The organism is Pseudomonas sp. GW823-FHT02C05, assembly GCF_058797595.1.
In genome coordinates, this window is the sequence record NZ_JBXAJU010000004.1 from 624,706 (window position 1) to 650,471 (window position 25,766).

Below are 25,766 nucleotides of genomic sequence, written 5' to 3' on the forward strand. Positions count from 1 at the left end.
TCAAAGCGCCCGTTGATGGCGTTCGCGCAGCTCTTGGCGTTCTTTGGCTTCGATACACAGGGTGGCGGTGGGCCGCAGCAGCAGGCGCTTGAGGCCGATGGGCTCGCCGGTGTCGCGGCACCAGCCGTATTCGCCACGGGCCAGGCGCTCCAGGGCTTCGTCGATCTTGTCCAGGAGCTTCTTTTCCCGCTCCAGCAGGCGCAGCTGCCACTGGCGCTGCTCTTCGGCGCTGCCGATGTCGGCGGGGTCGCTGTGGGGTTCCTGCTCGCGCAGCTGGTCGAACTCGCCGGCAATGCGCTCCTGCAGATCACTGCGCTGGGCCAGCAGCAGCTGGCGAAAGAAGCCCTGCTGGGCTTCGTTCATGTAGTGCGTCTCGGGTTGGGCGAGAAGGTCTTGTTCAGTCATGGCGAGTCACGGGTCAGGCTGTGTTTTAATGTTATATTATAACAACACAAATTAGCCAACCCTCCCTTGCCGCCCACGACGAAGGGCGCGATGCTGCGCCCCTGTCGTCACGAGAATCGCCATGCGCCCTGTCCTGCCCACCCTGCTTTCAGGCCTGTTGCTGCTGGCTGGTCACGCCAGCGCGGCGGTGCCCAGTACCCTGGCCACCTGCACCCGCAGCGCCACTCTGCTGGCCTGCGTCGACCCGCTGGGCAACGCCTACAGCGTCGCCACGGCCGGCAGCACCACCTACCTGCGCGGCTTCGAGGTGATCGGCAAGCGCTATTGGGCGCAGACCAACAGCCGCTACGGGCAGCTGACGTTCTTCACCGGCCTGGCCTCCGACGGCGAGGCCTGGGTGGGCTACAGCCAGCGCGTGGGCTGGACCACACGCAACCGCTTTTCCAGCTCCGGCGGCAGCCGCGGGCAGTTCACCTGCAGCCGCATCAGCGGCTGCTAGCTCCCTTTCCCGTACCTCTTGCGTAGAAGCCGGCTTGCCAGCGAAGACATCCTCAGCCACAACACTCACCGGCCTCTTCGCCGGCAAGCCGGCTCCTGCAGGTCGGCGTTCAGGCGGGGCGGTTGTTCTTGGTTTCCTGGAGCCAGGCCATGTAGCTGTTAACCGGTGGGTTTTTCTCGAAGTAGCGCTGCAGGCCGTTGAACAGGCCATCGGCAATCGCCTGCTGGTGGCGCGCGGTGACCAGGCGCTGGCTGTCGCGGCTGTTGGAGATGAAGCCGGTTTCCACCAGGATCGACGGCACGTCCGGTGACTTGAGCACCGCAAAACCGGCCTGTTCCACACGCTTCTGATGCAGGGTGGTAATGCCCGACAGACTCTGCAGCACAGTCCCGCCCAATTGCAGGCTGGCGGCGATGGTGGCGTTCATCGACATGTCGACAATCACCCCCGCCAGCATCGGATCCTTGTCCTTGAGGTTGAGCAGCGTCGTCGCCCCCAGCAGGTCGGCGCCGTTTTCCCGCTGGGCCATCAAGCGCGCGGTGGCCGAGGTGGCGCCACCTTCGGACAGGGCGTACACCGATGCGCCGGATGCGGTAAGCCGCGGCGCGGCATCGGCATGCACCGAGATGAACATGTCGGCCTGGTGCTTGCGGGCAATCTCCACGCGTTTGCGCAGCGGCACGAAGAAATCATCGTTGCGCACCAGCTTCACGTCGAAACCCTTCTCGCGCTTGAGCCGCTTGGCCAGCAGGCGGGCGATGGCAAGCACCACATCCTTCTCCCGTTCGCCCTTGGCCCCCACGGCGCCCGGGTCCTTGCCGCCATGGCCGGGGTCTACTACCACGATGATGTCGCGCTTGGGATGGGGCTTGCCTGTCGTGGCCTCGGGCTTGGCCAGCGGCGCGGCGGCCGCAGCGATCGGCAGGGGCAGCCTGGTGGCATTGGACAGATCCAGCACCAGCCGATGGCCCTGGCCATCCTGGGGCGGCAGGAGAAAACTGTGGAGCTGCACCGGCTCGCGCAGGTCGAGGACGATCCGCGTATCGCCCTGGCCGAAGTGCCCGGAGCGAATGGCGCGGATCACCGTGTTGGCCAGGGCCAGCTGGCTGAAATCACCGCTCAGGCGCGCGCCGTTCAAGTCGATGATCAAGCGCTCCGGGGCACTCAAGCTGAAGGTCTTGTATTGCACCGGGCCGCTCAGATCGAGCACCAGCCGCAACTTTTCTGCGTCCTTCCACAATCGTGCGTTGCGAATCTGCGCGGCGCGGACACTCCAGGGAAACATCAGGGCCGTACCGGCCAACAGCAGGTTGAGCAATTGACGTCTGTGCATGGCAAATACCGCGAAAAAAGGAGCGTCCCTACTCACAAGACAAGATAAACAACCGTCGAGGAAAAATTTCCCATCGAATGTATTGTTATAATATAACATGTGAAATCACTTCCCACGACGGACCTGTTCATGAACGCGCTGACTCTGCCGGATATCGCCGCGCAGGCCTCACGCCAAGCCTTGCCCCTGGAATGGGTGGGCATGTGCGGCATTGCCTTACCTGTAGTGATCAACAACCAGCCAAGCGCAGCCAAGGCCGATGCCGGTGTCAGCCTCGACGATGGCGAGGCCCGGGGCATTCACATGTCGCGCTTGTATCTGGCCCTGGAAATGCTGGAACAGGAGAACCTCACCCCCGCTCTGCTCCGGCGGATCTTGCAGCGTTTTCTCGATAGCCATGAAGGCCTGGCCCACAGCGCCTACCTGCGCATTCAGTTGGATCTGCTGTTGAAACGCCCGGCCTTGGTCAGCCCGTTGGCCGGCTGGAAAAGCTACCCGCTGAGTATCGAAGCGCGGCTGAAAAACGCGATGTTCCACGTGGAACTAAAAATCGACGTGCCTTATTCCTCCACTTGCCCCTGTTCGGCGGCGCTGGCGCGGCAGTTGATCCAGCAGCAGTTCATCGAAGATTTTGCCAACCGGCCGTTGCAACACGCCGACGTCCTGGCCTGGCTGGGATCGCCCCAGGGCATCGTCGCGACGCCCCATAGCCAGCGCAGCAACGCGGCATTGCATCTGCGCCTGGATGATTTCATCGACGAACTGCCGTTGATTGCCCTGATCAACGATGCGGAAAACGCCCTGGGCACCGCCGTGCAAACCGCGGTCAAGCGTGCCGACGAGCAGGCCTTCGCCCTGGCCAACGGGCAGAACCTGATGTTTTGCGAAGACGCCGCCCGCCGCTTGAACCTAGCCCTGCGCCGTTCCCCCGGAATCAACGCCTTTCAATTGCGGGTCGTGCACGCCGAAAGCCTGCATGCCCATGACGCCGTGGCCGAAAGCCGCTGGAACTGGGAGGCCTGATGATCCGCTGCGAACACCTGCGTTGGGGCGCTCCGGGGCAACCCCTGACTCCAGCCCTGGATCTGCACCTGCCCAGGGCCAGCCTGAGCGCGATCATTGGCGCCAACGGGTCGGGCAAGAGCAGCTTGTTGAAAGTCATCGCCGGGCTGCAGAAACCACTCGCGGGCAAGATCCACCTCGGCACTGCCCGAGGCGGCTTGTCCTTCTTGCCGCAGCAGCAACACCTGGATCGACAGTTCCCCATCAGCCTGGAAGAACTGGTGGCCGGCGGCTTCTGGGGCAAGCGTGAACCGGCCAGGGTCAGGGCAGAAAAGCTGCGCACGGTCCTCGAAGACTGGTGCCTGAGCGGCCTGGAAAAGCGCCCGTTGATGGCCCTTTCCGGTGGTGAATTGCAACGCGCCCTGCTCGCCCGATTGAGCCTGACCGAAGCCCCCTTGCTGCTGTTGGACGAGCCCCACGCCGCCCTCGACGAAACAGGCCAGGCCCTGCTCTGGCGCCACTTGTACAACTGGCACGCTCAGGGCCGGACCCTGGTGGTGGTCTGCCATGACCTGGCCGCCGTGCGCCAGCACATCCCCCAGACCCTGCTGGTAAAAAGCAGTGGCTGCGTATTCGGCCCCAGCCTGGAGCTGATCGCCCCACAATCCTGCGCGCAGGTGGCTTGATGCACTTCGCCGCACATTTCTGGCAGCCGTTCAGCGAATTCATGTTCATGCGCCGGGCCCTGCTCGGCGGCCTGCTGCTGGCCTGCAGCACCGCGCCCTTGGGGGTGTTCCTGATCTTGCGGCGCATGAGCCTGATCGGTGACGCCGTGGCCCACGGCATTCTCCCGGGCGCCGCCCTGGGCTTCTGGTTCGCCGGGCTCAGCCTGCCGGCGCTGACCCTGGGCGGCCTCGGTGCCGGGTTGGGCATGGCCGGGCTGGCCGCCTGGATCACCCGGCGCACCGGCCTGCGGGAAGACGCCAGCATCGCCGCCATCTACCCCATTTCCCTGGCCAGCGGCGTGCTGATCCTCGGGCTGGCGGGCAAGCGCCTGGACCTCTTGCACCTGCTGTTCGGCTCGGCCCTGGCGGTGGATGGCCCGACCCTGAACGGCATGCTGCTGGTCTCGCTCTTCAGCCTGCTGGCCATGGCGCTGATCTACAAAGCCCTGCTGCTGGACACCCTCGACCCGCTGTTCCTGCACAGCGTCAGCTGCCTCGGCCCCCTGGCCCACGGCCTGTTCCTGACCTTGGTGGTGCTCAACCTGGTGATAGGTTTCCAGGCCATCGGCGCGCTGATGGTGGTGGGCCTGATGATGCTGCCGGCCGCCGCCTCGCGCTTCTGGAGCCGACGCCTGCCCGCCCTGATCGGCATCGCCGCGCTGTTTGGCTGCCTCTCGGTGTGGCTCGGCCTGCTGCTGTCGTTCCACTACTCGCTGCCCAGCGGCCCGGCCATCGTGCTGGTGGCCGGCGGCCTGTACCTGCTGTCCGTGGTGTTCGGCCCGGTGCACGGCTTGCTGCACCGCCCACCTTTGCTCACATCCCCATGAGGTGTTTCCCGATGCGCGCTCTACTCGTGCTGTTCAGCCTGCTGTTGCCCTTGTCGCTGCCTACTGCCCAGGCGGCGGACAAGCTGGCGGTGGTCACCAGCTTCAGCATCCTCGCCGACATGACCCGCCAGGTCGGCGGTGAGCATGTGCACATCACCAACCTGGTGGGTGCCGACGAGGATGCCCACACCTACGAGCCGAGCCCGGATGACGCCAAGGCCCTGCTCAAGGCCCGGCTGATCATCAAGAATGGCCTGGGTTTCGAACCCTGGCTGGACCGTCTGGTGGCCAGCACCGCCACCCAGGCCCAGGTCGTCACTGCCAGCCGCGGGGTTATTCCACGCACCCTGGAGGAAGACGGCGAAAGCGTTCCCGACCCTCATGCCTGGCACAACCTGGCCAACAGCGAGCTCTATGTGAGCAACATCACCAAGGCGCTGATCGCTGCCGACCCGGCCCACCAGGCCGACTACCAGCGCAACAGCCAGGCCTACCTGAAACAGATCTATCGCCTGCTGGCCGAGGCCAAGGCCAAGCTCGGTTCCCTGCCCCCGGGCAACCGCAAGATCGTCACCTCCCACGACGCCTTCGGCTACCTGGGCCAGGCCTACGGTATCGACTTCATGGCGCCCCAGGGCCTGTCCACCGAGCGTGAACCTTCAGCCGCCGAAGTGGCTGCGCTGATTACCCAGATCCGCAACGCCAAGGTCAAGGCAGTGTTCATGGAGAACATCAAGGACGCTCGCCTGCTCAAGCAGATCGCCGACGAAAGCGGCGCCCATATCGGCGGCACCCTGTACTCCGATGCGCTCTCGGCCAGCGGTCCGGCCAGTACCTTCACCGGCCTGTTCGAGTACAACCTCGACACCCTGTACCAGGCCCTGAGCCGACCATGATCCGCCGCCCACCGCTGTCGCTGCTGGATCTGGAAGCCGCGCCCCAGGGCAGCCGCTGGGCCTTGACCGCGGTGCTCGACGCCCTGCCCTGGAACAGCGATGGCCTGATCGCCGCCATTGCCCAGCAGCACGACAGCGGCGAGGTGCTGATGCTGGCCTGGATGAACCGCCAGGCCCTGGGCGAAACCCTGGCCAGCGGCCAGGCCTGCTACTGGTCGCGCTCGCGTCGGTGCCTGTGGCGCAAGGGCGAAAGCTCCGGGCATCGACAGCGCCTGATCGAAGCGCGCCTGGACTGCGACGGCGATGCCGTGCTGCTGCTAGTGGATCAGCAAGGACCGGCCTGCCACACCGGGCGCCCCAACTGTTTCTACAACGCCATTCGCGATGGCGCGGTGGAAGTCATCAGTTCCCCCTTGAAGGACTCGCGCCATGATTCGTAAAAACCCCTCCGGCGATCTGCCCGTGATCGCCGAATCCGCCTACGTCGACAAGACGGCCATCATCTGCGGCAAGGTAGTGATCGGCGACAACGTCTTCGTCGGCCCGTACGCGGTGATCCGCGCCGACGAAGTGGACGCCAGCGGCCAGATGCAAGCCATCACCATCGGCGCCAACTCGAACATCCAGGATGGCGTGGTGATCCACTCCAAATCCGGCGCGGCGGTGACCATCGGCCAGCACACCTCCATCGCCCACCGCTCCATCGTCCATGGCCCCTGCGTGGTCGGCGACCGAGTGTTCATCGGTTTCAACAGCGTGCTGTTCAACTGCGAAGTGGGCGACGGCAGCGTGGTTCGACACAACTCCGTGGTGGATGGCCGCGACCTGCCGCCGGGTTTCTACGTGCCCTCCACCACCCGCATCGGACCCAAGACCGACCTGGCGCAGTTCCCTCCCGTGAGTGTCAGCGCCTCGGAGTTTTCCGAAGACGTGGCGCGCACCAACGTCGACCTGGTGCGTGGCTACAAGGCCCTGCAGAACGAGTTTTGAGCATGAGCCGAATCCTCATCCGCAACGCCCGCCTGGTGAACGAAGGGCGCGAATTCGACGCCGACGTGCTGGTGGCGCACGGGCGCATCGACACCATCGGCAGCCTGGACCACCTCAGCGCCGAGATCGAAATCGACGCCCGCGGCCAGTGGCTGCTGCCGGGCATGATCGACGACCAGGTGCACTTTCGCGACCCCGGCGCGCCGGACAAGGGCAGCCTGTACAGCGAGTCGCGGGCGGCGGTGGCCGGTGGCATCACCAGCTTCATGGACATGCCCAACACCTCGCCGGCGACCCTGGATCTTGCCGCCCTGAACGACAAGAAGCGCCGCGCAGCGAGCGTTTCGGTGGCCAACTATGGCTTTCACTTCGGGGTCAGCAACGACAACCTCGACCTCGTCGCCGCCCTGGACCCCACGGAGGTGGCCGGGGTCAAGGTGTTCATGGGGGCCTCCACCGGCAACATGCTGGTGGACGATCCCGAGGTGCTGGACCGGCTGTTCCGCCAGGTGCCGACCCTGCTCCTGGCCCACTGCGAACACACCCCCAGCATCCAGGCCCGGCAACAGCGCTGGCTGCAACTCTATGGCGAGCAGATTCCCGCCGCCGCCCACCCGCACATCCGCGATGCCGAGGCCTGCTTTCGCTCCTCATCCCTGGCGGTGGAACTGGCGAAGAAACACGGCACTCGCCTGCACGTACTGCACCTGACCAGCGCCCGGGAGCTGGCGCTGTTCGAGGACCGGCCCCTGGCGCAAAAGCGCATCACCGCCGAGGTCTGCGTGCATCACCTGCTGTTCGATGACCGCGACTACCCGCGCCTCGGCCACCTGATCAAATGCAACCCGGCGATCAAGACCCAGGCCGATCGCGATGCCCTGCGCCAGGCCCTGAACAGCCAGCGCCTGGATGTCATCGGCACCGACCACGCGCCCCATACCTGGGAGCAGAAACAGCTGCCTTACAGCCGCGCGCCCTCCGGCCTGCCGCTGGTGCAGCATGCATTGCCAGCGCTGCTGGAACTGGTGGCCGACCGGGTGCTGCCCCTGGCCACCCTGGTGGAAAAAACCAGCCACCGAGTCGCCGACCTGTTCGCCATTCCCGATCGCGGCTACCTGCGCGAAGGCTACTGGGCCGACCTGGTGCTGGTCCGCGCCGAGCCCACAGGCCTGGCCGTGGACAGCCAGCCGATCCTCGCCCACTGCGGCTGGACGCCCTTTGCCGGCCAGCGCTTTCGCCACAGCGTCAGCAGCACCCTGGTGTCGGGCCAGCTCGCCTGGCACCAGGGCCGCCTGTACCACGACTGTCAGGGCCTGCCCCTGCGCTTCACCCGTTAATAGCCCGACACCAAGGACCACCGAAGATGATCCGCATCACCCTGCCTGATGGCGCGTGCCGTGAGTATGACCAGCCGTTGTCCGTTTTCGAGGTGGCCGCCAGCATCGGCAGCGGCCTGGCCAAGGCCGCCGTGGCCGGGCGAGTGAACGGCCAACTGGTGGACTGTGACTACCTGTTGCACAGCGACGCCCGCTTGAGCATCGTCACCGCCCGCGACCCCGAGGGCCTGGAAGTACTGCGCCACTCCTGCGCGCACCTGCTGGCGATGGCGGTGAAACAGCTGTTCCCTTCGGCGCAGGTGGCCATCGGCCCGGTGATCGAGGATGGCTTCTTCTACGACTTCGCCCACGAGCGCCCCTTCACCCCAGAGGACCTGGAACTGATCGAGGCGCGCATGCATAGCCTGGCCGCCACCAATCATTCGGTGCGCCGCCGGGAATTGTCCCGGGAGCAGGCCCTGCAGCATTTCGCCGACCAGGGCGAGCACTACAAGGTCGAGCTGATCCGCGACTTGCCGCCAGATGCCGTGCTTTCGCTGTACCGTCAGGGGGATTTCGAAGATTTGTGCCGTGGGCCACACCTGCGTTCCACTGGCCAACTGCGCGCCTTCAAGCTGACCAAGGTGGCCGGTGCCTACTGGCGTGGCGACGCCCGCAACGCACCGCTGCAGCGGATCTATGGCACCTGCTGGGGCACCCGCCCGGAACTGGAGGCCTACCTGTTGCGCCTGGAACAGGCGCAACAGCGCGACCACCGCAAGCTCGGCCAGCAGCTGGATCTGTTCCATTTCGACGACTGCGCGCCGGGCTCAGTGTTCTGGCACGCCAAGGGCTGGACCCTGTTCCAGGAACTGATCGGCTACATGCGCAGGCGCCAGGAACAGGCCGGCTACCAGGAAGTGAACACCCCCGACGTGATGGACCGCGGCCTCTGGGAAACCTCCGGGCACTGGCAGAACTACCGCGACCACATGTTCACCACCACCACGCAAGACCAGCGCACCTTCGCCCTCAAGCCGATGAACTGCCCCGGCGCGGTGGCGATCTTCGGTCATGGCCGCAAGAGTTACCGCGACCTGCCACTGCGCATCGCCGAGTTCGGCAAAGTCCACCGCTACGAACCTTCAGGGGCCCTGCACGGCCTGTTGCGAGTGCGCCATTTCACCCAGGACGACGCCCACATCTTCTGCACCCCGCAACAGATGCAAAGCGAATGCGCCGCCACCATTGCCCTGGTATACGACATCTACAAGGAGTTCGGTTTCGACCAGGTGGCGGTGAAGCTCTCGACCCGCCCCGACCACCGCATCGGCAGCGATGAGGTCTGGGACCAGCTGGAAGAGGCCCTGGTCGGTGCCTTGCAGAGCATGCACATCGACTACCGGATCAACCCCGGGGAAGGTGCCTTCTACGGCCCCAAGCTGGAGTTCGTGCTGCGCGACGCCATCGGTCGCGACTGGCAGTGCGGCACCCTGCAGGTGGACCTCAACCTGCCCGAGCGCTTCGCCATCAGCTACATCGACGAGCGCGGCGAACGCTGCCAGCCGGTGATGCTGCACCGGGCGCTGTTTGGTTCCCTGGAACGCTTCATCGGCATTCTCCTGGAACACCATGGCGGCGCCCTGCCCCTGTGGCTGGCACCGCAACAAGCGGTGGTGCTGAACATCAGCGAAGCCCAGGCCGACTACGCCCGGGCCATCAGCGACAGCTTGCGCCGTCACGGGCTGCGGGCCAGCGCCGATCTGCGCAACGAAAAGATCGGCTACAAGATTCGCGAACACAGCCTGCAGAAAGTGCCTTACCTGCTGGTGGTCGGGGTAAAGGAAAAGGACGGAGGCTACGTCAGCCTGCGCAGCCGAAATGGCGAAGACCTGGGCCGCCTGAGCCTGGAGCAGGCCCTGGCCCGGATGCGCTAGGCGCTGCCCGGGGCACGGGCAGCGTCAGCCAAAAGTCAGGAGGCGCGGGGTTTGACCGTGCCGCAGTCCTGGCCCAGCCACACGGCGCGGGTGTCCATGCTGCCCTTCTGCTGCAGGCCGGTGGCGTTGAAGGTGCCGGCCACGTTGGTGGTGAACTCACGATCGCTGATGAACGTGGCCACTCCATTGCCCTGGGCCTTGGGGCAACTGAAGCGGAACTTCCATTGATTGCCACTGCGTTCGGTCACCTGCTGCTGGCAACCCGACTGCGGGTCCTGCAGCGGGATGGTGTCCGACTGCACCTGGGCCGGTGTCAGGCACACCCGAATCCCCTTGCCGCCCATGGTCACACCCTGTTTCTCCAGCGTCGCCCGCTGTTGCGGGGTCATCTGCTGCTGCAACTGGCCGAGAATCAGCGACAGGTCCGGCATGTTCTGGTCGTCGATCTTCATGTTGCTGCTGGTCAGCTCCCACAACCCCGGCTGCAGCATCTGCGCCTGCGCCACCACCGGAAGCGCCAACCCCGCCGCCAAGGCCCAACCCAGTAAACGAAGTTTCATCGAATGACTCCTAGACAATAGTGGCCGTTAGACTTCAGCCGGGGCACGGTGTTGCATGCAGAATAAAATAGCGACATTCACCGTGGAACATGGTCTGTTAGGCATTGAATCTTCAGGAGCAAGGCTGCCCCATGGATTATTTTGGCCCGCACATCTTCGGCTATCTCATCGCACTGCTGCATTTTCTCGGGTTGATCGCCGCGATCCACGCGGTACTCACCGTCAGGACCGCCCAGGGCGCCATCGCCTGGGCCCTGTCGCTGCTGTTCATGCCCTACCTGACCCTGATTCCCTACCTGGTGTTTGGTCGCAGTACCTTCGACGCCTACATCCAGGCCCGGCGTCAGGCCAACGTGGAAATGCACAAGGCCATCAATGAGCTGAACTGGCGTCCCTGGGTGGAAGAAGCCCTCACCGCCCGCGCCTCCAAGGCCTACGCCTCGCTGCGGGCCATGCCCAAGCTGGGGCGCATGCCGTGCCTGGCCAACAATCAGGTACGCCTGCTGGTCAACGGCGACGCCACCTTCGAAGCGATCTTCAACGCCATCCGCCGCTCCCACAAGGCGGTGCTGATCCAGTTCTTCATCATCCACGACGATGACCTGGGCCGGCGCCTGCAACGCCTGCTGCTGGAAAAGGCCGCCGAGGGCGTGTCGATCCACCTGCTCTACGACCGCATCGGCAGCCACTCCCTGCCCGCCAGCTACGTACAGACCCTGCGCGACGCCGGGGTCCAGGTGCACGCCTTCGCCACCCGCAGTGGCTGGCTCAACCGCTTCCAGGTGAACTTCCGCAATCACCGCAAGATCGTGGTAGTGGACGGCATGCTGGGGTTCGTCGGCGGGCATAATGTCGGCGACGAATACCTGGGCAAGACGCCGCCCCTGGCGCCCTGGCGCGATACCCACGTGCAGGTCAGCGGCCCGGTGGTGGCCTGCCTGCAGGAGTCCTTTGCCGAAGACTGGTTCTGGGCCGCCCGGGAACTGCCGCCGCTGATCCTCCCGGACACCTACCCGGACGACGGTGTGCTCTGCCAATTGCTGGCCAGCGGCCCGGCCGATGCCTACGAAACCTGCTCGCTGTTCTTTGTCGAGGCCATCCACGCGGCCACCGAGCGGGTGTGGATCACCAGCCCGTACTTCATTCCCGATGAGGCGGTGTTCGCTGCCCTGCGCCTGGCGGTGCTGCGGGACGTGGATGTGCGCATCCTGCTGCCCGCCCGCCCGGACCACCGCATCGTCTATGCCGCCTCCAGCCTGTACGCCTTCGAAGCGGTGCGCGCCGGGGTGCGGGTATTCCGCTATCAGCCGGGGTTCCTGCACCAGAAGGTGGTGCTGATCGACAACGAAATCAGCGCCATTGGCAGCGCCAACCTGGACAACCGTTCGTTCCGCCTGAATTTCGAAGTGATGCTGCTGACGGTGGACGACGACTTCGCCACCGAAGTGGAACACATGCTGGAAGCCGACTTCGCCAAGGCCCGGGAAATCGCCAAGGAAGAAAGCCGCCAGACCCACCGCCTGCAACAACTGGGCATGCGGGTCGCGCGGCTGATTTCTCCGATCCTTTAAGGGCCAGGCTTATGGATGATAGAGGTCATCCCGGGTCCAGGGCAGTTCATGGCTGCCATCGGCATGGGGCTTGACCGCAAGGATCTGGTGCAGGTTGATCCAGCCCTTGGCAAAGGCATAGGCGCAGCCCGCCAGGTACAGCCGCCAGATCCGTAGCGCCTGCTCCGGAACCTGCCTGGCGGCGGCTTCCAGATTGTCTTCCAGGCGTTCGCTCCAGTGATCCAGTGTCCGCGCGTAATGCATGCGCAGGCTCTCGACATCGACAATTTCCAGCCCCGCCTCGCTGATGAACGCCGAGATCATTGCCAGGTGCGGCAGCTCGCCATTGGGAAACACATAGCGCTCGATGAAGTCCCCGGCCCCGCGGCCCACCGGGCGGCCGTCGGTGTGCTTGGCGGTGATGCCGTGGTTCATCACCAACCCGCCCTCGCGCACGGCCCTGAACAGGGTCTGGCAGTACTCCGGCAAGTTGGCGTGGCCGACGTGCTCGAACATGCCGACACTGACCACCTTGTCGAAGCGGCCATCCTGGGGCAGGTCGCGGTAATCCAGCAGTTGCAGGTCCACCAGGTCGTCCAGGCCTTCGGCGGTCACTCGCTCGCGGGCCAGGGCCAGCTGTTCCTTGCTCAAGGTGATGCCGAACACCTTGGCGCCGAACTCACGGGCGGCGTAGCGGGCCAGCCCGCCCCAGCCGCACCCGACATCCAGCAGGTAGTCCCCCGGTTGCAGGCGCAGCTTGCGGCACAGGTGGCGGAATTTGGCTTGCTGGGCCTGTTCCAGAGACTCGCTTCCGGTCTCGAAATAGGCGCAGGAATAGGCCATGTCGCTGTCGAGCCACAGTTGGTAGAAGGCGTTGGAAAGGTCGTAGTGATAGGAAATCGCGGCAGCGTCGGTCGCCTTGTCGTGCAGCGAGCGCACCGGCTGGTTGCCGTCGTCATCGTCGAGCAAAGCCTGGCTCAGTTCGTCGCAGACCCGGATGACTTCGCTGATGGAACCTTCCAGTTCCAGTTTGCCCTCGACAAAGGCGCCCCCCAAGGCGTCCAGGCTAGGGTGAGTCAGCTGCGCCACCAATTGCGGGTCCTTGACCACGATCGTGACGTTGGGCTCCGGCCCCAGATTGAATTCATGGCCGTCCCAGAGCCGCAGGCGTAAAGGCAAATGCAGATTCTGTAAGGCCGGTGGAAGTTGCGCGAGCATGGAAAATCCCCCCTTGTTTCAGACGTCTGAAATGAGGGTAGACCATCCTAGAAAATAGCAGGCTATCGATTTGATAGTGGTTTTCTATGATTCGCTGCGCATCACCAGGCCATCTTCGACCCACTGTTTCAACCAGGTAACCGCCTGCAGCGGGGCCCCCTCGGCATAAGTGACGGCCAGCCCGGCGCAGAGTTCCGCAAAATTCCACCGTTGCTCGATCATGCCCCGCAGCGCTGTGGCCTCTTCGGCTGGCAGGCTGCGATAACGGCAGACCCGGTCCGCTCGCCAGACCAGGCACAGCTGCTGCTGATCGAGTAAAGCACTGCGGGGGAAATCCGCCTGCTCCTTGACCGCGCGCCACTGGGCCACGCTGTTGTAGCGGCAGTCGAGCCATTGCACACAGGGCGCCAGGCGCAGTTGCAGCTGCGGCCATTGCTCGACATCCAGCCCGGCCATGGCGGCCACCGTCAGCACCTGGGCTTCGGCTGCGTCGAAGGCCAGGGTGAAGGCCCACTCCAGGCGCGCCAGTTCCGCCAGGGGGGCGCCCTGCTCCGGCACCAGATGGCCCAGGATGAATTCGGCAAAGCCCTGCCCCAGCCAGCGCAGGCTGAAATGCCGGGACGGGCACTGGCGAATGTAGGCCTGCGTCAGGGCCTGGAATTCTGTATCCCCCAGCCAGTGCCGGATGGCCGGGAAGTCGCTGGCCATGACCTCCTGCAACCGGGCCATGTAGGCATTGTGATAGATCGCCAGGCCGGTCTCGACATCCAGGGTCGGGCCACCGATCAGGCTGTCTTGCAGGACGGCGCGGGCCTGGGCCTGTTCGCCCAACAGATAGGCTTCAAAAGCCAGTTGCCAGTCGTTCAGGCGCATTGCTGCCTCCCGGCCAGGGTCTGTTGCCCGAGATCTCGGGCCTTGTGCAGTTCGCTGAGCAGCTCTTCCAGGGGCGGGAAATGATCGTCGCGCTCCAGCAGGGTGGCCACCGGCCCCAGGTGTTCAAGGGTGCGTTGATACAGCGCCCACACGGGATCGCAGACCGGGTGGTCGTGGGTATCGATCACGTAGTCGCCATAATCCTGGTGCCCGGCCAGATGCAGTTGCCGCACGCGCTGCGCCGGCAGCGCCTGGATGAAGTGCCAGGGATCGAAACCATGGTTGCGCGAACTGACGTAGACGTTGTTCACATCCAGCAGCAGTTCGCAGCCGCTGAGCTGGCTCAAGGCGGCGAGAAACTCCCACTCGCTGAACTCGTCGGCCGCCGCCCGCACATAACTGGAGACGTTCTCCAGCACCAGGGGGCGCTCCAGAACGTCCTGCACCTGACGCACTCGCCCTGCCACGTAGTGCAGGCTCTCCTCGGTGTAGGGCAGCGGCAGCAGGTCGTGCAGTTGATGGGCGTTGCCCCGGCTCCAGCACAGGTGATCGGAGATCCACGCCGGGTTTGCCCGGCTGGCCAGTTGCCTGAGCCGCAGCAGGTAATCCCGGTCCAGGGCATGGGGCCCGCCGATGGACAGCGACACCCCGTGCATCACGATGGGGTAGCGCTCGGCGATCGCATCCAGGTAATACAGCGCCTTGCCGCCCTGCACCATGAAGTTCTCGGACACCACTTCAAACCAGTCGACGTCCGGCGCCTCGTCGAGAATCTGCTGGTAGTAGGCACTGCGCAAGCCCAGGCCATAGCCCAGGCTGGAAGAAAATTCAGACATCGCCAACTCCTTGCCAAGTGGCCGCAGTGGTTGCCAACCCCACTGCGGCAGCACTCGAACGCCGCTTACTCGCCGACTTTGCCGCCTGCTTTGTCACACGCGGCCTGGGTCATGGCCTTGAAGCCCTGGCCTTTGCAGGCGCCCATGCCCTTGCAGGCGTGGTCCTTGGTCTTGCAGTCGTTCTGCCCTTTGCAGGCGTTGACGCCGTAGCAGTGCACCTGGGCATCGGCAGCAGACGCTTGAGTCACGACACCGGCAAACAGCGTGGCGGCAGCAAAAGCCAGGGCAGCGCCGGCGGCGGTTTTCTTCATGTTCATTTTTGTTTCCTCAATAGTCGCAGGGGATCGGCGGGTGCTTGTGCAATCCCGTCATAGCACTAGAGAGAGGAAGCATCCCGGCGTTACAGCCGGGATGAAAAAAACTGCGCGGCGGCGTCTACAGCTTCAACAGCGGCTCCTGGAAACGCAGCAGGCGACCGGCATTGCCCAGCACCAGCAAGGTGCTCAGGTTGTGCAGCACCGCAGCGATCATCGCCCCCGCCGCCCCCAGCCAGCCGAACGCGGCAAAGGCGACGATGGCCAGGGTCCAGCCCAGGCCGATGATCACGTTGACCTGCAAGGTCCGCCGGCATTCACGGCTCAGGCGCACGCAGGTGCCCAGGCGTCGCAGGTCGCTGCCGATCAGCACCACATCCGCCGAAGCCAGGGCGATGTCCGCACCACCGGCGCCCATGGCCACCCCCACCACCCCGGCCTTGAGAGCCAGGGAGTCGTTGATGCCGTCGCCGACCACCATCGGCCGGAAGCCCTTGTCGATCTCCTCCAGTACCCGCTCAAGCTTGTCTTGCGGCAGGGCCTGGGCCTCGACGTCGGCGATTCCCACTTCCAGCGCCAGGCTGTCGGCCACACTCTGGCGGTCGCCGGTGAGCAGCAACTGCCGGCCCAACCCCAGTTCGCGCAACTCGCCCAGGGCATGCCGGGCCTCGGGTTTGACGCTGTCGGCCAGCAACAGCCAACCGAGAAATTCGCCATCAAGCGCCAGGCCGGCAATCGGCCCGTCGTGCCCCGGCACCGGGCTGGTATCGATACCCAACTGGCGGAACAGCTCCGGGCGGCCAAGGGCCGCTTCGCCCTCCTCGGTACGGGCCACCACACCCAGGCCCTGGCGTTCATGAATGTCCCCCAGTGGCCATTGCTCTTCCTGGGGCACCAGCCCTGCCAGGGCCCGGCTGACCGGGTGGCTGCTGGCCGAGCCGAGGCTGGCGGCCAGAGTGAGCAGGCTTCGCTGGTCTTCCCGGGGGCTGTCGATGGCCTGCAAACGCAAGGTGCCGTACGTCAGGGTTCCGGTCTTGTCCACGACCAGGGAGGTCAGGTCCGCCAGCTCCTCGAGAAAGGCCGAACTGCGAATCAGGATGCCGTGGCGCGCGGCCACAGCGATTCCGGCGATGGCGGTGGCCGGCGCCGACAGCACCAACGCGCAGGGACAGGCCGCCACCAGCACCGCGAGCATGGCTTGGGCATCGTTGGTGATGAACCAGGTCACCGCCGCCAACAGCAACACCAGCACCATGTAACTGCCGGCATAGCGCTCCAGCAAACGGGTGATGGGCGGCTTGGCGCGCTCGGCGCTTTGCATCAGGGCAATCACCTTGCCCAAGGTCGACTCCTCGCCGGTACGGGTGACCTGCACACGCAACAGCCCATCGAGATTGATTGCGCCGCCAAATATCTGCATGCCCTGAACCGCTTCCAGGGGGACCGATTCGCCAGTGATCGGCGCGGTATCCAGGCTCGCCTGGCCGGACACCACCAGACCATCGGCGGGCACCCGATCGCCGGCGCGTACTTCCACCAGGTCGCCGGCCTTGAGGCTGGCGTTGTCCACTTCCACGACGCTGCCATCGGCCCGTACCTGTCGCGCCAGGCTGCGGGTCAAGCGGCCCAGGGCGTCGATGGCTTCCTGGGAGCCGATCACGCTGCGCTCTTCCAGTACGTGGCCGAAGATCATGATGATCGGCAACAGGGCCGCGGTCAGCAGGTCGCCAGTGGCCCAGGCGCCGAGCATCGCCAGGGCGATCAGTTGGTCGGTAATGCCGTGCAGGCTCGGGTAACGCAGGCTGAACCAGGCCGAGCGCATCACCGGCACCGCCACCAGCAGCGAGGCGACACCCAACAGCAACTGGCTGACGCCCACCTGCCCTGGGGCCAGCCAGCGCCAGACCAGGCCAAGGGCCAGAAGCCCCAGGGCGAGCATGGCCAGGGTCAACTGGCGGGCGGCGCTGCGTTGCTCGGCCGAGGTCAGCATGCTGGCGGGGGGCGCGGCATGGGTGGTGGCAGTCATTGTTCGGCTCCCTGAATGATCAGGCGTGAATCGTCTTGGGGATTGACCGTGGTCACCGAACCGGCCTGCCCGAGAATCTTCGGCAGGCGTTCACGGTAGATACGCAGCAGCATTTCCGGGTCGGTGCCGTTGCGCTGCGCCTGGGCCAGGCTCTGCACCGTGGCAGTCTGGGCCCGTGCCAGGGCCAGCCGTTCGCTGGCCTGGGCATGGGCCACTTGCAGGCTGCGGTCCGCCTGCTGGTTGGCGCCCTGGGTCAGCTTTTCCGCTTCGGTGCGGGCATTGGCGACCGCCTTGTCGGCTTGCTGGCTGGCAGTGAGCACCGCGTTGAAGGCGCTGACCGCCGGGCCGGGCAGGCTCGATTGCACATCCACCCGCGTTGCCTCGACGCCAATGCCCTGGCCGCTGGCGGTCAACTGCGCCAGGCGCTGGTTGATGCTTTGCAGCAGATCGCCCCGCAGCCGCTCACGATGCTCGGCGGCCTGGTTGTCGCTGCCGATCAGTTCCGGGCGCGCCACCAGGATGGTGTCCAGGTCACGGGCGGCGGTCAGGGCCACGGCACTGCGGGTCACCAACCGATCCAGGGCCGGCAGCACGTGGTCAGCCTGGAGCACATAGGCGTAGGGATCGCTGACCTTGTAGAACACCCGCACGTCCAGCTGTACCACACCGGCATCGCCAGTCAGCAGGTAACCGGACCCGGCCAGGGTGTCGTTCAAAGGCGTGGCCAGGGTGGCAACCCGGTCCCCTTCCAGAGCCGCCTCGGAACGCAGCAAACCCTCCACCCGCCGCTCCAGTACCCGGTCGGCGGCGGGCAGCAGCACCACCTGCTCAAAAGGCTGGGGCCAGGCCAAGAGCAATCCGGCGCTCTGCACCCTTTCCAATTTGCCAAAGTGCAAGACCATGGCCCGGTTCTGCGGGTCTATCTGCCGCACATTGGAGAAGGCCCAGGCCAGCGCCGCCAGTACTGTCACCCCGTACAAGGCGATGAATGCCAGACGCCCGGCCTGGATCCACGGGCTGCTCAACTCATTTGTTCCACGTGGAACCTTATTCATGGTTGCGAACCAGCAGCTTTGCCCGGCAGGTTTGGCGGGCCATCCACCAGCACCCGGAAAGGCGCCGCGTCGGTGCGCAGGATCAACTTGGTGCCCGGAGTCACCACAGTACCCAGGGTGTCCAGTGAACGCAGCAAGTTGTACAGCTGCGGGGAACTGGCGTAGGCGCGGCCATAAATCTGCGCCGCTTCAACCCGGGATTGCGCCTCGATATCCGCGGCCTTCACCGTGGCATCGGCCTGGACGATCCGCGCATCGCGTTCGGCGCCAGAGCGGATTTGCGCCGCTTCGCGCTTGCCGATGGCGGTGCGTTCCGTGGCGATGGTTTCACGCTCGGCGCGCATGCGGTCCACGGTGGCGGTCAGGGTCACCGAGGGCAGGGTCAGACGCTCCACTCCCACCTGCACCACTCGCACTCCATAAGTGGAAAGCAATTGCTGTTCGATCTGCTGGCGCAGTTGCGCTTCGAAGTCGGCAATGCGCACCTGGCTGGCATCGGTGTTCACCAGGTTGGCCAGATCGAAGCTGCTGGCGGTGGTTTCCAGGGCCGAACCGACAAAGGTGCGGATCTGCCGCGCCGCTTCGTCCGGCTGGTTCTGCACCGCCCGCATGAAACGCTGCACATTGTCCGCATCGCCCTGGACCCGCCAGGCCACGTAGGCCTGGACGATAATCCGCAAACCGTCGCGGGTGCCCACATCCTGCAAGCCACTGGAGGTGGTGCGCAGGCGCAGGTCCACCGGGATCGCCGCTTCAAAGGGTGCCGGCCAGCGCCAGTTCAGGCCCGGCTCCAGCAGCACCCGCGCCGGGTTGCCGAAGCGGGTGATTACCGTGGCTTCGCCGGAGCGCACTTGCACTAGGCTCGCCGCGGCCACGGCAAACAGCACCAGTAGCACGGCCCAGCCCATGCGCCGCCAGGGGAAAGGCCCGGCCTCGGCCGGCGCCCCATGATGATGGTGGTGATGCCCGTGATGGTGGTGATGGCCGTGCCCGTGGTCGTGGCCGGCGTGATCGTGGGAATGGGAGGACTGGCTCAATGGACGGCTCCTGGCTGAGCGGCTTTACGCGGCGCCGAAGGGTCGGCCGGCAAGGTGAACGTACGCAGGTCGAGGGTCGGCGCGCTGTCGCCCCCCAGACGGTGATCAAGAATCAGCAGCTTGGCCTGGCTCAGTTGGCTCAGGTACTGCTCGAGGACGAAGGCCTGCCCCGCACTGGCGAAGGCTTTCTGTTCGGCGGCAAAGCGCAGGTCGGCAGCCTGGGCCGCCGCCTGCACTTCGCGCGCATCGGCCTGGGCCTGGTCGCGGGCCACGCTGGCTTGCAACTGCGCCTGGTTGGTCTGCTCGGCAGCCGCTCCACGTTCCCGGGAAATCAGCGCCTGGGCGCCAATCTGCGCCGCTTGCACACCGTGGTAGGCATTGGCCGCGCCAGCCGGTGGATGGATGGCCTCGACTACCGTGGCGAGAATCTCCACCCCGCTGTCGAGCCGATCCAGATCGCCCTGCACGGCCCTGCCGATGTCATCGGCCAGCCCGGTGCGGTCCTGCCCCAGCAGGCCATCGAGGGTGCGCGAGGCAAAGTCGTGCACCAGCACGCGGCTGGCGGTGCTGCGGATCAGCGTCGGCACATCGCTGCTGTTGTAAGTGGCGGCCAGCGCCGCAGCGTCGCCCAGGCCGATGCGGTAGACGAAGCGCACGTCCATGTTGACGATCTGAAAGCTCTGTTGCTGGGCATTGCCGCTGGCGATCACCTGGGATTTGTCATTCACGTGGCTGGCATCCCACAGGCGGTTGGCAATGGCGGGGGCCGGGCCTTCGGCGGGGGCCGCTTGAAGCGGCTGCGAGTTTTCGCCCACGCTGGTGGCCAGTTCATGGACCACGCCGTTTTCCACCGTCAGTACCCGCCCCAGGGGCCAGGGCAGGCCCAGATGCAGGCCCGGGCCAAAGACCTGTACCGGCTTGCCGAAACGCTCGTAAATACCGCGATTTTGCATGGAAAGTTCATGAACGCCGGTCAACAGCCAACCTACCGCCAACACCACCAGCAATACCGGTACAAAGGCCCGGCGCATATAGGCGAAGGCCCAGATCTGCCGCAGATCGATGCCAAAACGGTTGTGCAATTCATGCTGCAGGCTGAGCAGGGGTTGGGGCGGCCAACGCAGCATGTCGGCAACAAAACTGTGGGCCAGAAGCCGGGGCTCCAGCTGTTCGCGCTGTGGGCTGAACAGCGACAGCACCGCGCGCAACAACAACTCGCCGGCCACCAATGCCGGCAGCAGCCCCGTCAGCACCGCCAGCCGTACTGGCCACAAGGCCGTGTCGCTGCTGAACAACAGGCACAGGGCGCTCACCAGCAAACAGATAATCGCCGCCCGCAGCAGCTGCGCCAGGGCGCCGGCTTCCGGCCATTCCCCTGGGTGCTCCTGGGCCAGTTGGCGCTCCAGCACCAGCAGGGCAAACGCCAGCAGCAGAGCCAGCACCGCCACCACGCTGGCACTCAGGCCCAGGGCGGTGGCGGGCAACGACAGGTTGAACACCTGCACCACGCTATACAGGATCAGCAGCGACCAGCCACCAAGCCACAGGGTAGGCGCGCCGATCTGCTGCAACAGGCGCCGCCCGCGCAGGGTCAGGGCAGCCGCCAGCCGGCCCTGTGGCTGCCGATCCTCCCCGGCCTCGGGCGTGACAACCGGCGCCGGGGTGATTACCTCTTCGCGCCAGCGGCTGACCCAGCACGCCGATTGCAGCCCGGCCACCACCACCAGCAAGGCACACGAAAGGTTCACCAGCAGTGCCGGCCAGATGGTCAGCGCCGCAAACAGATCGACAAACACCGCCGCCACCAGCCCCAGCACCGCCAGGCCCAGCAAAGCGGCGCCCCAGCGCTGCAAACGCGCCGCATGGGACGCCGCCTGCTGAAACCGTGGCAAGGCAGCCACCTCGCCACCTTGCGTCTCAAGATCGACTTGCATACCACCCCGCCGCTCTGGTCCGGCCCTGTGGATAAACCCACGGGCCGAAGAAATTCGAAACAATTCGTTACTATATAACGAGCCGAGTGAAATTTTTGTCCCCCGCCATGCCTTTTCATCTATTGCGTACGTCGTAGACACAGAGACAGCTGTTTGCTCATGACAAAACTTCTGATGTCAGCCCCCTGGCATTTAAGGCAATAATCCAGCCCTGCTCACCGCGTGCGACAAGGAACCGTCCCATCATGCTCTCGATTTACCAGCTCAAACCGCGCTTTCAGAACCTGCTGCGGCCGTTGGTGCAGCGCCTGTACGACAACGGCACCACGGCCAACCAGATCACTGTCCTGGCCGCCGTCATCTCGGTCCTGGTCGGCACCGTCATCGCCCTGTTCCCCGGCCATGCCTGGCTGTTCGCCCTGATTCCCCTGTGGATGATCCTGCGCATGGCGCTCAATGCCATCGACGGCATGCTGGCGCGGGAATTCGGCCAGCAATCGCGCCTGGGGGCCTACCTCAACGAACTCTGCGACGTGGTCGCCGACAGCGCCCTGATCCTGCCTTTCGCCCTGTTGCCCGGGGCCAGCCTGCTGCTGGTGCTGGCCGTGACCCTGCTGGCGCTGTTCAGTGAATACGCCGGGGTGCTCGGGCCCATGGTCGGGGCCTCGCGGCGCTACGACGGGCCCATGGGCAAGAGCGACCGCGCCTTCATCCTCGGCGTGCTGGCCACCGGCATCGCCCTGGGCTGGCTCAGCGCCCTGTGGATAAACGGCGTGCTGGCACTGGTGGCCGCACTGCTGGTCTACACCCTGATCAATCGGGTCCGCCAGGGCCTCAAAGAAGTTCAGCACAATGCTCCCTCTGCATAAGGAAATGGCTATGCGCGACGCTCAACACCAGACGTTCCGAACCCATGACGGTGTCGAACTGTTCTACCGCCACTGGCCAGCCACTGAAGTGGCCCCTGGCGAACCGCGGCAAGCGGTGATGCTGTTCCACCGCGGTCACGAACACTCCGGGCGCATTGCCCACCTGGTGGAAGAGCTGAACCTGCCCCAGTTCGATTTCTTCGCCTGGGACGCCCGTGGCCATGGCCAGTCGCCGGGCGCCCGTGGCGACAGCCCGAGCTTCGCTACCAGCGTGCGCGACGTGCAGACCTTCTGTGATCACCTGGGCAGCGCCCACGGGATCGCCGAGGAAAACATCGCCGTGGTGGCCCAGAGCGTGGGCGCGGTGATCGCGTCCACCTGGGTCCACGACTACGCGCCGCGCATCCGCTCCCTGGTGCTGGCCTCGCCGGCGTTCAAGGTCAAGCTGTACGTGCCCTTCGCCCGGCCCGGCCTGGCCCTGATGCGGCGCTTTCGTGGCAACTTCTTCGTCAACAGCTACGTCAAGGCGCGCTTCCTGAGCCACGACCCGGAGCGGGTCCGCAGCTATGACAGCGACCCACTGATCACCAAGGCGATCTCGGTGAATGTACTGCTGGGCCTGTATGAAGCGGCAGACCGGGTGGTAGCCGACGCCCAGGCGATCCAGGTGCCGACCCAGTTGCTGATCTCCGGCTCCGACTTCGTGGTGCATCGCAAGCCCCAGGAGCAGTTCTTCGAGCGCCTGGGCAGCCTGCACAAGGAAAAGCACATCCTCCCGGGCTTCTTCCACGACACCCTGGGGGAAAAGAACCGGGCGCCGGCCATGGCCAGCATCCGTCGCTTCATCCTGCAGAATTTCGAGCGCCCGCTGAACCGCCCTGCCCTGCTGGACGCCGACCGCCTGGGCGTTACCTGCGCCGAGTCCGAAGCCCTGGCCGCGCCGCTGCCGCACAATTCCCTGCGCGACCTGTACTGGCGCGCCACCCGCGCCAGCATGCGCCTGGGCAGCCAGCTGTCGGCGGGGGTCAAGCTGGGCTTCGACACCGGTTTCGACTCCGGCAGCACCCTGGACTACGTCTACCGCAACCGCCCCACCGGGCATTCCGCACTGGGCCGGATGATCGACCAGAACTACCTGAACTCCATCGGCTGGCGCGGCATCCGCCAGCGCAAGCTGCATGTGGAAGAACTGCTGCGCCTGGCCATGGAAAAACTCCGTGAGCAAAACAGCGAAGTGCGCATCGTCGATATCGCCGCCGGCCACGGCCGCTACATCCTCGAAGCCCTGCAAGGGGTCAGCCCGCTGCCGGAATCGATCCTGCTGCGCGACTACAGCGATATCAACGTGCGCGACGGCAGTGCGCTGATCCAGGAAAAAGGCCTGGGGGACATCGCCCGCTTCGTCAAAGGCAACGCCTTCGACCGCGAGGACCTCGCAGCCCTGGACCCGAAACCCACCCTGGCGGTGGTCTCCGGGCTCTATGAGCTGTTCGCCGACAACCAGATGGTCGGCGGCTCCCTGGCGGGCCTGGCCAGTGCCGTGGAGCCCGGCGGCTACCTGGTGTACACCGGCCAGCCGTGGCACCCGCAGCTGGAACTGATCGCCCGCGCCCTGACCAGCCACCGCGAAGGCCAGGCCTGGGTCATGCGCCGCCGCACCCAGGCGGAGATGGACCAACTGGTGGAGGCCGCCGGCTTTCGCAAGGTCACCATGCGTGTGGATGAATGGGGGATTTTCAGCGTATCCCTGGCGCAACGGGTGCAATGATGGCCGCAGGCGCCTTGCCGGCCCGGGAGCCGGGCCTGCTGAAACCCGCGGTGCTCTGGCTGCTGTTGCTGGCACCGCTGTTCTTCAGCACCTACGGCTTCGCCACCTGGGTCACCGCCCAGCGCGACGACGTCGGCAGCATGGTCTTCGACTGGGAACGGCACATGCCGTTCTGGGGCTGGACCATCGTGCCCTACTGGTCCATCGACCTGCTCTACGGCTTCTCCCTGCTGTTGCCGCGCAGCCGTGACGAGCTCAAGCGCCACGCCCTGCGCCTGCTCACCGCCCAGGTGATCGCGGTCAGTTGCTTCCTGATCTGGCCATTGAGCTTCACCTTCTCCCGGCCGGAACTGGACGGGGTTTTCGGCTGGCTGTTCGCGGTGCTGGCCGGCTTCGACAAGCCCTTCAACCAGGCGCCGTCGCTGCACATCGCCCTGCTGGTGGTGCTCTGGGTCTGCTACGCACGGCATACCCAGGGTTTCTGGCGCTGGCTGGTGCATGGCTGGTTCGCGCTGATCGGGGTCTCGGTGCTGAGCACTTATCAACACCACTTCATCGATGTACCCACAGGCGCCCTGGCCGGCTGGCTGTGTGTCTGGCTATGGCCGCTGGACCGTCCCAGCCCATTGTTCAGTGCCCGTGCGGCCCAGGACCCGAAGCGCCGCCAGCTGGCCCTGCGCTATGGCCTGGGTGCGGCGCTGTTCGCCGGGGCAGCCTTTGCCTGGGGCGGCGCCGCGCTGTGGCTGATCTGGCCCGGCGTGGCGCTGTTGCTGGTGGCCTTGAACTACGCCCTGCTGGGTGCCGAGGGTTTCCAGAAGCGCCAGGACGGCAGCCTCAGCCCCGCTGCACGCTGGTTGCTGGCGCCTTACCTGGCGGCGGCCTGGATCAACTCGCGGCTGTGGACAAAAAAACATCCACAGCCGGACCCGGTTGTGGATAACGTCTGGCTCGGGCGCCTGCCGACACCGGCCGAGCTCAAGGACAGCCCGTTCGACGCCGTGCTCGACCTGTGCGCCGAGCTGTCCCTGGACAGCCGCGGGCTGCGGGCCTACCAGAGCCTGCCGGTGCTGGACCTGTGCGCCCCCAGTGCCGAGCAGTGCCTGGCCGCCGCCCACGCCATCGAACGCCTGCGCCAGCAAGGGCCGCTGCTGGTGTGCTGCGCCCTGGGTTATTCGCGCAGCGCCACGGCGATTGCCGCCTGGCTGCTGCACAGCGGCCGCGCAGCCACGGTGGATGCCGCCATCGTGCAGATCCAGCGGGCCCGCCCGCAGATCGTCCTGCACCCCGCCCACCGCCAGGCGCTGCAAGCCCTGAGCAGCGCCGGGAGAACGGCCCATGTCCACTGAAATGCAGCTCTACAGCGTGGCCAGCCTGCTGCGCCGGGGCCGCGCCCTGGATCAGTTATCCACAGGCCTGACCCTGCTCGGCGCGCTGTATGGCCTGGGCCAGTACCTGCTGACCAGCGTCACCCTGGGCGGGCTGCTGGTCAGCCTGGCCCTAGTGCTGCTGGGGCTTGTGGAAAAGTACCTGGCGCTGCGGGTAGCCTTCGACGCCGACCTGTTTCAACGCGTGGCCGACGCCCCAACTACCCTGGAACACAGTACCCAGGCCCTGGACCAGGCCCTGAGCGCCCTCGGCCTGCAACCCGCGCAGCGCGGCGGCCGGCCCTGGGACCAACGCAGCCGCGGGGCCCTGGGCCTGCTGCGCCGCCAGGCATTACTGCTGGCAGCACAAGTGCTGGTGATACTGAGCGTGATCCTGGTCAGCCCCTGGCTGACCTTTGCCGGATAAGGAAT

At 65.6% G+C, this 25,766-nt stretch carries 25 protein-coding genes; 14 read left to right on the plus strand and 11 right to left on the minus strand.

The genetic code is table 11. From position 1 onward, the window contains the following. Positions 1-405 (minus strand): RNA polymerase-binding protein DksA, encoded by a 405-nt coding sequence (dksA, locus tag AC1RGE_RS24290; RefSeq protein ID WP_011064339.1) that lies wholly within the window; start codon positions 403-405, stop codon positions 1-3. Positions 406-526: 121 nt separating this feature from the next. On the opposite strand from dksA, the gene AC1RGE_RS24295 reads away from it, so the two are divergent. Further along, positions 527-904, plus strand: a complete 378-nt coding sequence (locus AC1RGE_RS24295; protein WP_015637544.1) for a hypothetical protein — start codon at positions 527-529, stop codon at positions 902-904. Positions 905-1,013: 109 nt separating this feature from the next. On the opposite strand, the gene AC1RGE_RS24300 is transcribed toward AC1RGE_RS24295, so the two are convergent. Next, the gene (locus AC1RGE_RS24300) at positions 1,014-2,237 is read right to left on the minus strand and encodes an N-acetylmuramoyl-L-alanine amidase (protein WP_401260566.1); all 1,224 of its coding nucleotides are present in this window, start codon (positions 2,235-2,237) and stop codon (positions 1,014-1,016) included. A 129-nt stretch (positions 2,238-2,366) separates the two neighbouring features. On the opposite strand from AC1RGE_RS24300, the gene folE2 reads away from it, so the two are divergent. The 8 genes from folE2 to thrS are packed head-to-tail and all read left to right on the plus strand — an operon-like array spanning position 2,367 to position 9,930. Continuing rightward, entirely contained in the window at positions 2,367-3,260 is an 894-nt protein-coding gene (gene folE2, locus AC1RGE_RS24305) for a GTP cyclohydrolase FolE2 (RefSeq protein ID WP_015637546.1), read from the plus strand. Beyond that, complete coding sequence (locus tag AC1RGE_RS24310; RefSeq protein WP_015637547.1) at positions 3,260-3,925, plus strand: metal ABC transporter ATP-binding protein; 666 nt, start codon at positions 3,260-3,262, stop codon at positions 3,923-3,925. The genes folE2 and AC1RGE_RS24310 overlap by 1 nt, the downstream gene beginning before the upstream one ends. Beyond that, positions 3,925-4,791 carry a metal ABC transporter permease gene (locus AC1RGE_RS24315; RefSeq protein WP_103407634.1) on the plus strand — a complete coding sequence of 289 codons (867 nt, stop codon included), beginning with the start codon at positions 3,925-3,927 and terminating at the stop codon, positions 4,789-4,791. The genes AC1RGE_RS24310 and AC1RGE_RS24315 overlap by 1 nt, the downstream gene beginning before the upstream one ends. 11 nt (positions 4,792-4,802) lie before the next feature. Further along, entirely contained in the window at positions 4,803-5,687 is an 885-nt protein-coding gene (locus AC1RGE_RS24320) for a metal ABC transporter substrate-binding protein (RefSeq protein ID WP_019093406.1), read from the plus strand. Further along, on the plus strand, positions 5,684-6,127 hold the full coding sequence (hisI, locus tag AC1RGE_RS24325; protein ID WP_019093405.1) for a phosphoribosyl-AMP cyclohydrolase: 444 nt from the start codon (positions 5,684-5,686) through the stop codon (positions 6,125-6,127). Before AC1RGE_RS24320 ends, hisI begins: the two co-directional genes overlap by 4 nt. Then, positions 6,117-6,677 carry a gamma carbonic anhydrase family protein gene (locus AC1RGE_RS24330; RefSeq protein WP_011064347.1) on the plus strand — a complete coding sequence of 187 codons (561 nt, stop codon included), beginning with the start codon at positions 6,117-6,119 and terminating at the stop codon, positions 6,675-6,677. Before hisI ends, AC1RGE_RS24330 begins: the two co-directional genes overlap by 11 nt. Before the next feature lie 2 nt (positions 6,678-6,679). Next, positions 6,680-8,014 carry a dihydroorotase gene (locus AC1RGE_RS24335; protein WP_019093404.1) on the plus strand — a complete coding sequence of 445 codons (1,335 nt, stop codon included), beginning with the start codon at positions 6,680-6,682 and terminating at the stop codon, positions 8,012-8,014. Positions 8,015-8,040: 26 nt separating this feature from the next. Beyond that, positions 8,041-9,930: a threonine--tRNA ligase gene (gene thrS / locus AC1RGE_RS24340; RefSeq protein WP_492585155.1), complete on the plus strand. Its 1,890-nt coding sequence runs from the start codon at positions 8,041-8,043 to the stop codon at positions 9,928-9,930. A 35-nt stretch (positions 9,931-9,965) separates the two neighbouring features. On the opposite strand, the gene AC1RGE_RS24345 is transcribed toward thrS, so the two are convergent. Continuing rightward, entirely contained in the window at positions 9,966-10,490 is a 525-nt protein-coding gene (locus AC1RGE_RS24345) for a DUF3617 domain-containing protein (protein ID WP_492585157.1), read from the minus strand. 131 nt (positions 10,491-10,621) lie between these two features. Here AC1RGE_RS24345 and cls point away from each other — a divergent pair, with 131 nt between their 5' ends. Further along, on the plus strand, positions 10,622-12,061 hold the full coding sequence (cls, locus tag AC1RGE_RS24350) for a cardiolipin synthase (protein WP_492585159.1): 1,440 nt from the start codon (positions 10,622-10,624) through the stop codon (positions 12,059-12,061). Between the two features lie 9 nt (positions 12,062-12,070). Here the strand turns inward: cls and cfaB are convergent, their stop codons facing one another. From cfaB to hflK (AC1RGE_RS24390), 8 genes are all read right to left on the minus strand, one after another. After that, a complete protein-coding gene (cfaB, locus tag AC1RGE_RS24355; protein WP_011064352.1) occupies positions 12,071-13,258 on the minus strand; it encodes a C17 cyclopropane fatty acid synthase CfaB in 1,188 nt (395 codons plus the stop codon). An 84-nt stretch (positions 13,259-13,342) separates the two neighbouring features. Further along, positions 13,343-14,131: an HvfC/BufC family peptide modification chaperone gene (locus AC1RGE_RS24360; protein WP_492585161.1), complete on the minus strand. Its 789-nt coding sequence runs from the start codon at positions 14,129-14,131 to the stop codon at positions 13,343-13,345. Then, positions 14,122-14,967, minus strand: coding sequence for an MNIO family bufferin maturase (gene bufB, locus AC1RGE_RS24365; RefSeq protein ID WP_072451912.1), 846 nt, complete (start codon positions 14,965-14,967; stop codon positions 14,122-14,124). The genes AC1RGE_RS24360 and bufB overlap by 10 nt, the downstream gene beginning before the upstream one ends. Positions 14,968-15,032: 65 nt before the next feature. Continuing rightward, a complete protein-coding gene (gene bufA2 / locus AC1RGE_RS24370; protein ID WP_011064355.1) occupies positions 15,033-15,284 on the minus strand; it encodes a BufA2 family periplasmic bufferin-type metallophore in 252 nt (83 codons plus the stop codon). Positions 15,285-15,402: 118 nt separating this feature from the next. Continuing rightward, complete coding sequence (locus tag AC1RGE_RS24375) at positions 15,403-17,307, minus strand: cation-translocating P-type ATPase (RefSeq protein ID WP_015637557.1); 1,905 nt, start codon at positions 17,305-17,307, stop codon at positions 15,403-15,405. Beyond that, positions 17,304-18,362: a protease modulator HflK gene (gene hflK / locus AC1RGE_RS24380; protein WP_019093400.1), complete on the minus strand. Its 1,059-nt coding sequence runs from the start codon at positions 18,360-18,362 to the stop codon at positions 17,304-17,306. The genes AC1RGE_RS24375 and hflK (AC1RGE_RS24380) overlap by 4 nt, the downstream gene beginning before the upstream one ends. After that, on the minus strand, positions 18,359-19,399 hold the full coding sequence (gene hflC, locus AC1RGE_RS24385; protein ID WP_019093399.1) for a protease modulator HflC: 1,041 nt from the start codon (positions 19,397-19,399) through the stop codon (positions 18,359-18,361). Before hflC ends, hflK (AC1RGE_RS24380) begins: the two co-directional genes overlap by 4 nt. Further along, a complete protein-coding gene (gene hflK, locus AC1RGE_RS24390; RefSeq protein WP_492585163.1) occupies positions 19,396-21,333 on the minus strand; it encodes a protease modulator HflK in 1,938 nt (645 codons plus the stop codon). The genes hflC and hflK (AC1RGE_RS24390) overlap by 4 nt, the downstream gene beginning before the upstream one ends. A gap of 245 nt (positions 21,334-21,578) precedes the next feature. On the opposite strand from hflK (AC1RGE_RS24390), the gene AC1RGE_RS24395 reads away from it, so the two are divergent. Genes AC1RGE_RS24395 through AC1RGE_RS24410 form a run of 4 tightly spaced genes read left to right on the plus strand, consistent with a single transcriptional unit; the run spans position 21,579 to position 25,761 of the window. Then, positions 21,579-22,202: a CDP-alcohol phosphatidyltransferase family protein gene (locus tag AC1RGE_RS24395; RefSeq protein ID WP_011064360.1), complete on the plus strand. Its 624-nt coding sequence runs from the start codon at positions 21,579-21,581 to the stop codon at positions 22,200-22,202. Between the two features lie 10 nt (positions 22,203-22,212). Beyond that, positions 22,213-23,970, plus strand: a complete 1,758-nt coding sequence (locus AC1RGE_RS24400) for a bifunctional alpha/beta hydrolase/class I SAM-dependent methyltransferase (RefSeq protein WP_011064361.1) — start codon at positions 22,213-22,215, stop codon at positions 23,968-23,970. Beyond that, the gene (locus AC1RGE_RS24405; protein WP_492585165.1) at positions 23,970-25,316 is read left to right on the plus strand and encodes a phosphatase PAP2/dual specificity phosphatase family protein; all 1,347 of its coding nucleotides are present in this window, start codon (positions 23,970-23,972) and stop codon (positions 25,314-25,316) included. Before AC1RGE_RS24400 ends, AC1RGE_RS24405 begins: the two co-directional genes overlap by 1 nt. Then, complete coding sequence (locus AC1RGE_RS24410) at positions 25,306-25,761, plus strand: hypothetical protein (protein WP_015637562.1); 456 nt, start codon at positions 25,306-25,308, stop codon at positions 25,759-25,761. The genes AC1RGE_RS24405 and AC1RGE_RS24410 overlap by 11 nt, the downstream gene beginning before the upstream one ends. The last annotated feature ends 5 nt before the right edge of the window (positions 25,762-25,766 follow it).

Excerpts from the sequence above, each read along its gene's own strand:
- AC1RGE_RS24345 (WP_492585157.1), bottom strand. The coding sequence starts at position 10,490 with ATGAAACTTCGTTTACTGGGTTGGGCCTTGGCGGCGGGGTTGGCGCTT.
- thrS (WP_492585155.1), top strand. The coding sequence starts at position 8,041 with ATGATCCGCATCACCCTGCCTGATGGCGCGTGCCGTGAGTATGACCAG.
- hisI (WP_019093405.1), top strand. The coding sequence starts at position 5,684 with ATGATCCGCCGCCCACCGCTGTCGCTGCTGGATCTGGAAGCCGCGCCC.
- AC1RGE_RS24300 (WP_401260566.1), bottom strand. The coding sequence starts at position 2,237 with ATGCACAGACGTCAATTGCTCAACCTGCTGTTGGCCGGTACGGCCCTG.
- bufB (WP_072451912.1), bottom strand. The coding sequence starts at position 14,967 with ATGTCTGAATTTTCTTCCAGCCTGGGCTATGGCCTGGGCTTGCGCAGT.
- folE2 (WP_015637546.1), top strand. The coding sequence starts at position 2,367 with ATGAACGCGCTGACTCTGCCGGATATCGCCGCGCAGGCCTCACGCCAA.
- cfaB (WP_011064352.1), bottom strand. The coding sequence starts at position 13,258 with ATGCTCGCGCAACTTCCACCGGCCTTACAGAATCTGCATTTGCCTTTA.
- AC1RGE_RS24335 (WP_019093404.1), top strand. The coding sequence starts at position 6,680 with ATGAGCCGAATCCTCATCCGCAACGCCCGCCTGGTGAACGAAGGGCGC.
- AC1RGE_RS24315 (WP_103407634.1), top strand. The coding sequence starts at position 3,925 with ATGCACTTCGCCGCACATTTCTGGCAGCCGTTCAGCGAATTCATGTTC.
- hflK (WP_492585163.1), bottom strand. The coding sequence starts at position 21,333 with ATGCAAGTCGATCTTGAGACGCAAGGTGGCGAGGTGGCTGCCTTGCCA.
- AC1RGE_RS24295 (WP_015637544.1), top strand. The coding sequence starts at position 527 with ATGCGCCCTGTCCTGCCCACCCTGCTTTCAGGCCTGTTGCTGCTGGCT.
- AC1RGE_RS24360 (WP_492585161.1), bottom strand. The coding sequence starts at position 14,131 with ATGCGCCTGAACGACTGGCAACTGGCTTTTGAAGCCTATCTGTTGGGC.
- AC1RGE_RS24405 (WP_492585165.1), top strand. The coding sequence starts at position 23,970 with ATGGCCGCAGGCGCCTTGCCGGCCCGGGAGCCGGGCCTGCTGAAACCC.
- bufA2 (WP_011064355.1), bottom strand. The coding sequence starts at position 15,284 with ATGAACATGAAGAAAACCGCCGCCGGCGCTGCCCTGGCTTTTGCTGCC.
- dksA (WP_011064339.1), bottom strand. The coding sequence starts at position 405 with ATGACTGAACAAGACCTTCTCGCCCAACCCGAGACGCACTACATGAAC.
- cls (WP_492585159.1), top strand. The coding sequence starts at position 10,622 with ATGGATTATTTTGGCCCGCACATCTTCGGCTATCTCATCGCACTGCTG.
- AC1RGE_RS24395 (WP_011064360.1), top strand. The coding sequence starts at position 21,579 with ATGCTCTCGATTTACCAGCTCAAACCGCGCTTTCAGAACCTGCTGCGG.
- AC1RGE_RS24320 (WP_019093406.1), top strand. The coding sequence starts at position 4,803 with ATGCGCGCTCTACTCGTGCTGTTCAGCCTGCTGTTGCCCTTGTCGCTG.
- AC1RGE_RS24375 (WP_015637557.1), bottom strand. The coding sequence starts at position 17,307 with ATGACTGCCACCACCCATGCCGCGCCCCCCGCCAGCATGCTGACCTCG.
- AC1RGE_RS24400 (WP_011064361.1), top strand. The coding sequence starts at position 22,213 with ATGCGCGACGCTCAACACCAGACGTTCCGAACCCATGACGGTGTCGAA.
- hflK (WP_019093400.1), bottom strand. The coding sequence starts at position 18,362 with ATGAATAAGGTTCCACGTGGAACAAATGAGTTGAGCAGCCCGTGGATC.
- AC1RGE_RS24330 (WP_011064347.1), top strand. The coding sequence starts at position 6,117 with ATGATTCGTAAAAACCCCTCCGGCGATCTGCCCGTGATCGCCGAATCC.
- AC1RGE_RS24410 (WP_015637562.1), top strand. The coding sequence starts at position 25,306 with ATGTCCACTGAAATGCAGCTCTACAGCGTGGCCAGCCTGCTGCGCCGG.
- AC1RGE_RS24310 (WP_015637547.1), top strand. The coding sequence starts at position 3,260 with ATGATCCGCTGCGAACACCTGCGTTGGGGCGCTCCGGGGCAACCCCTG.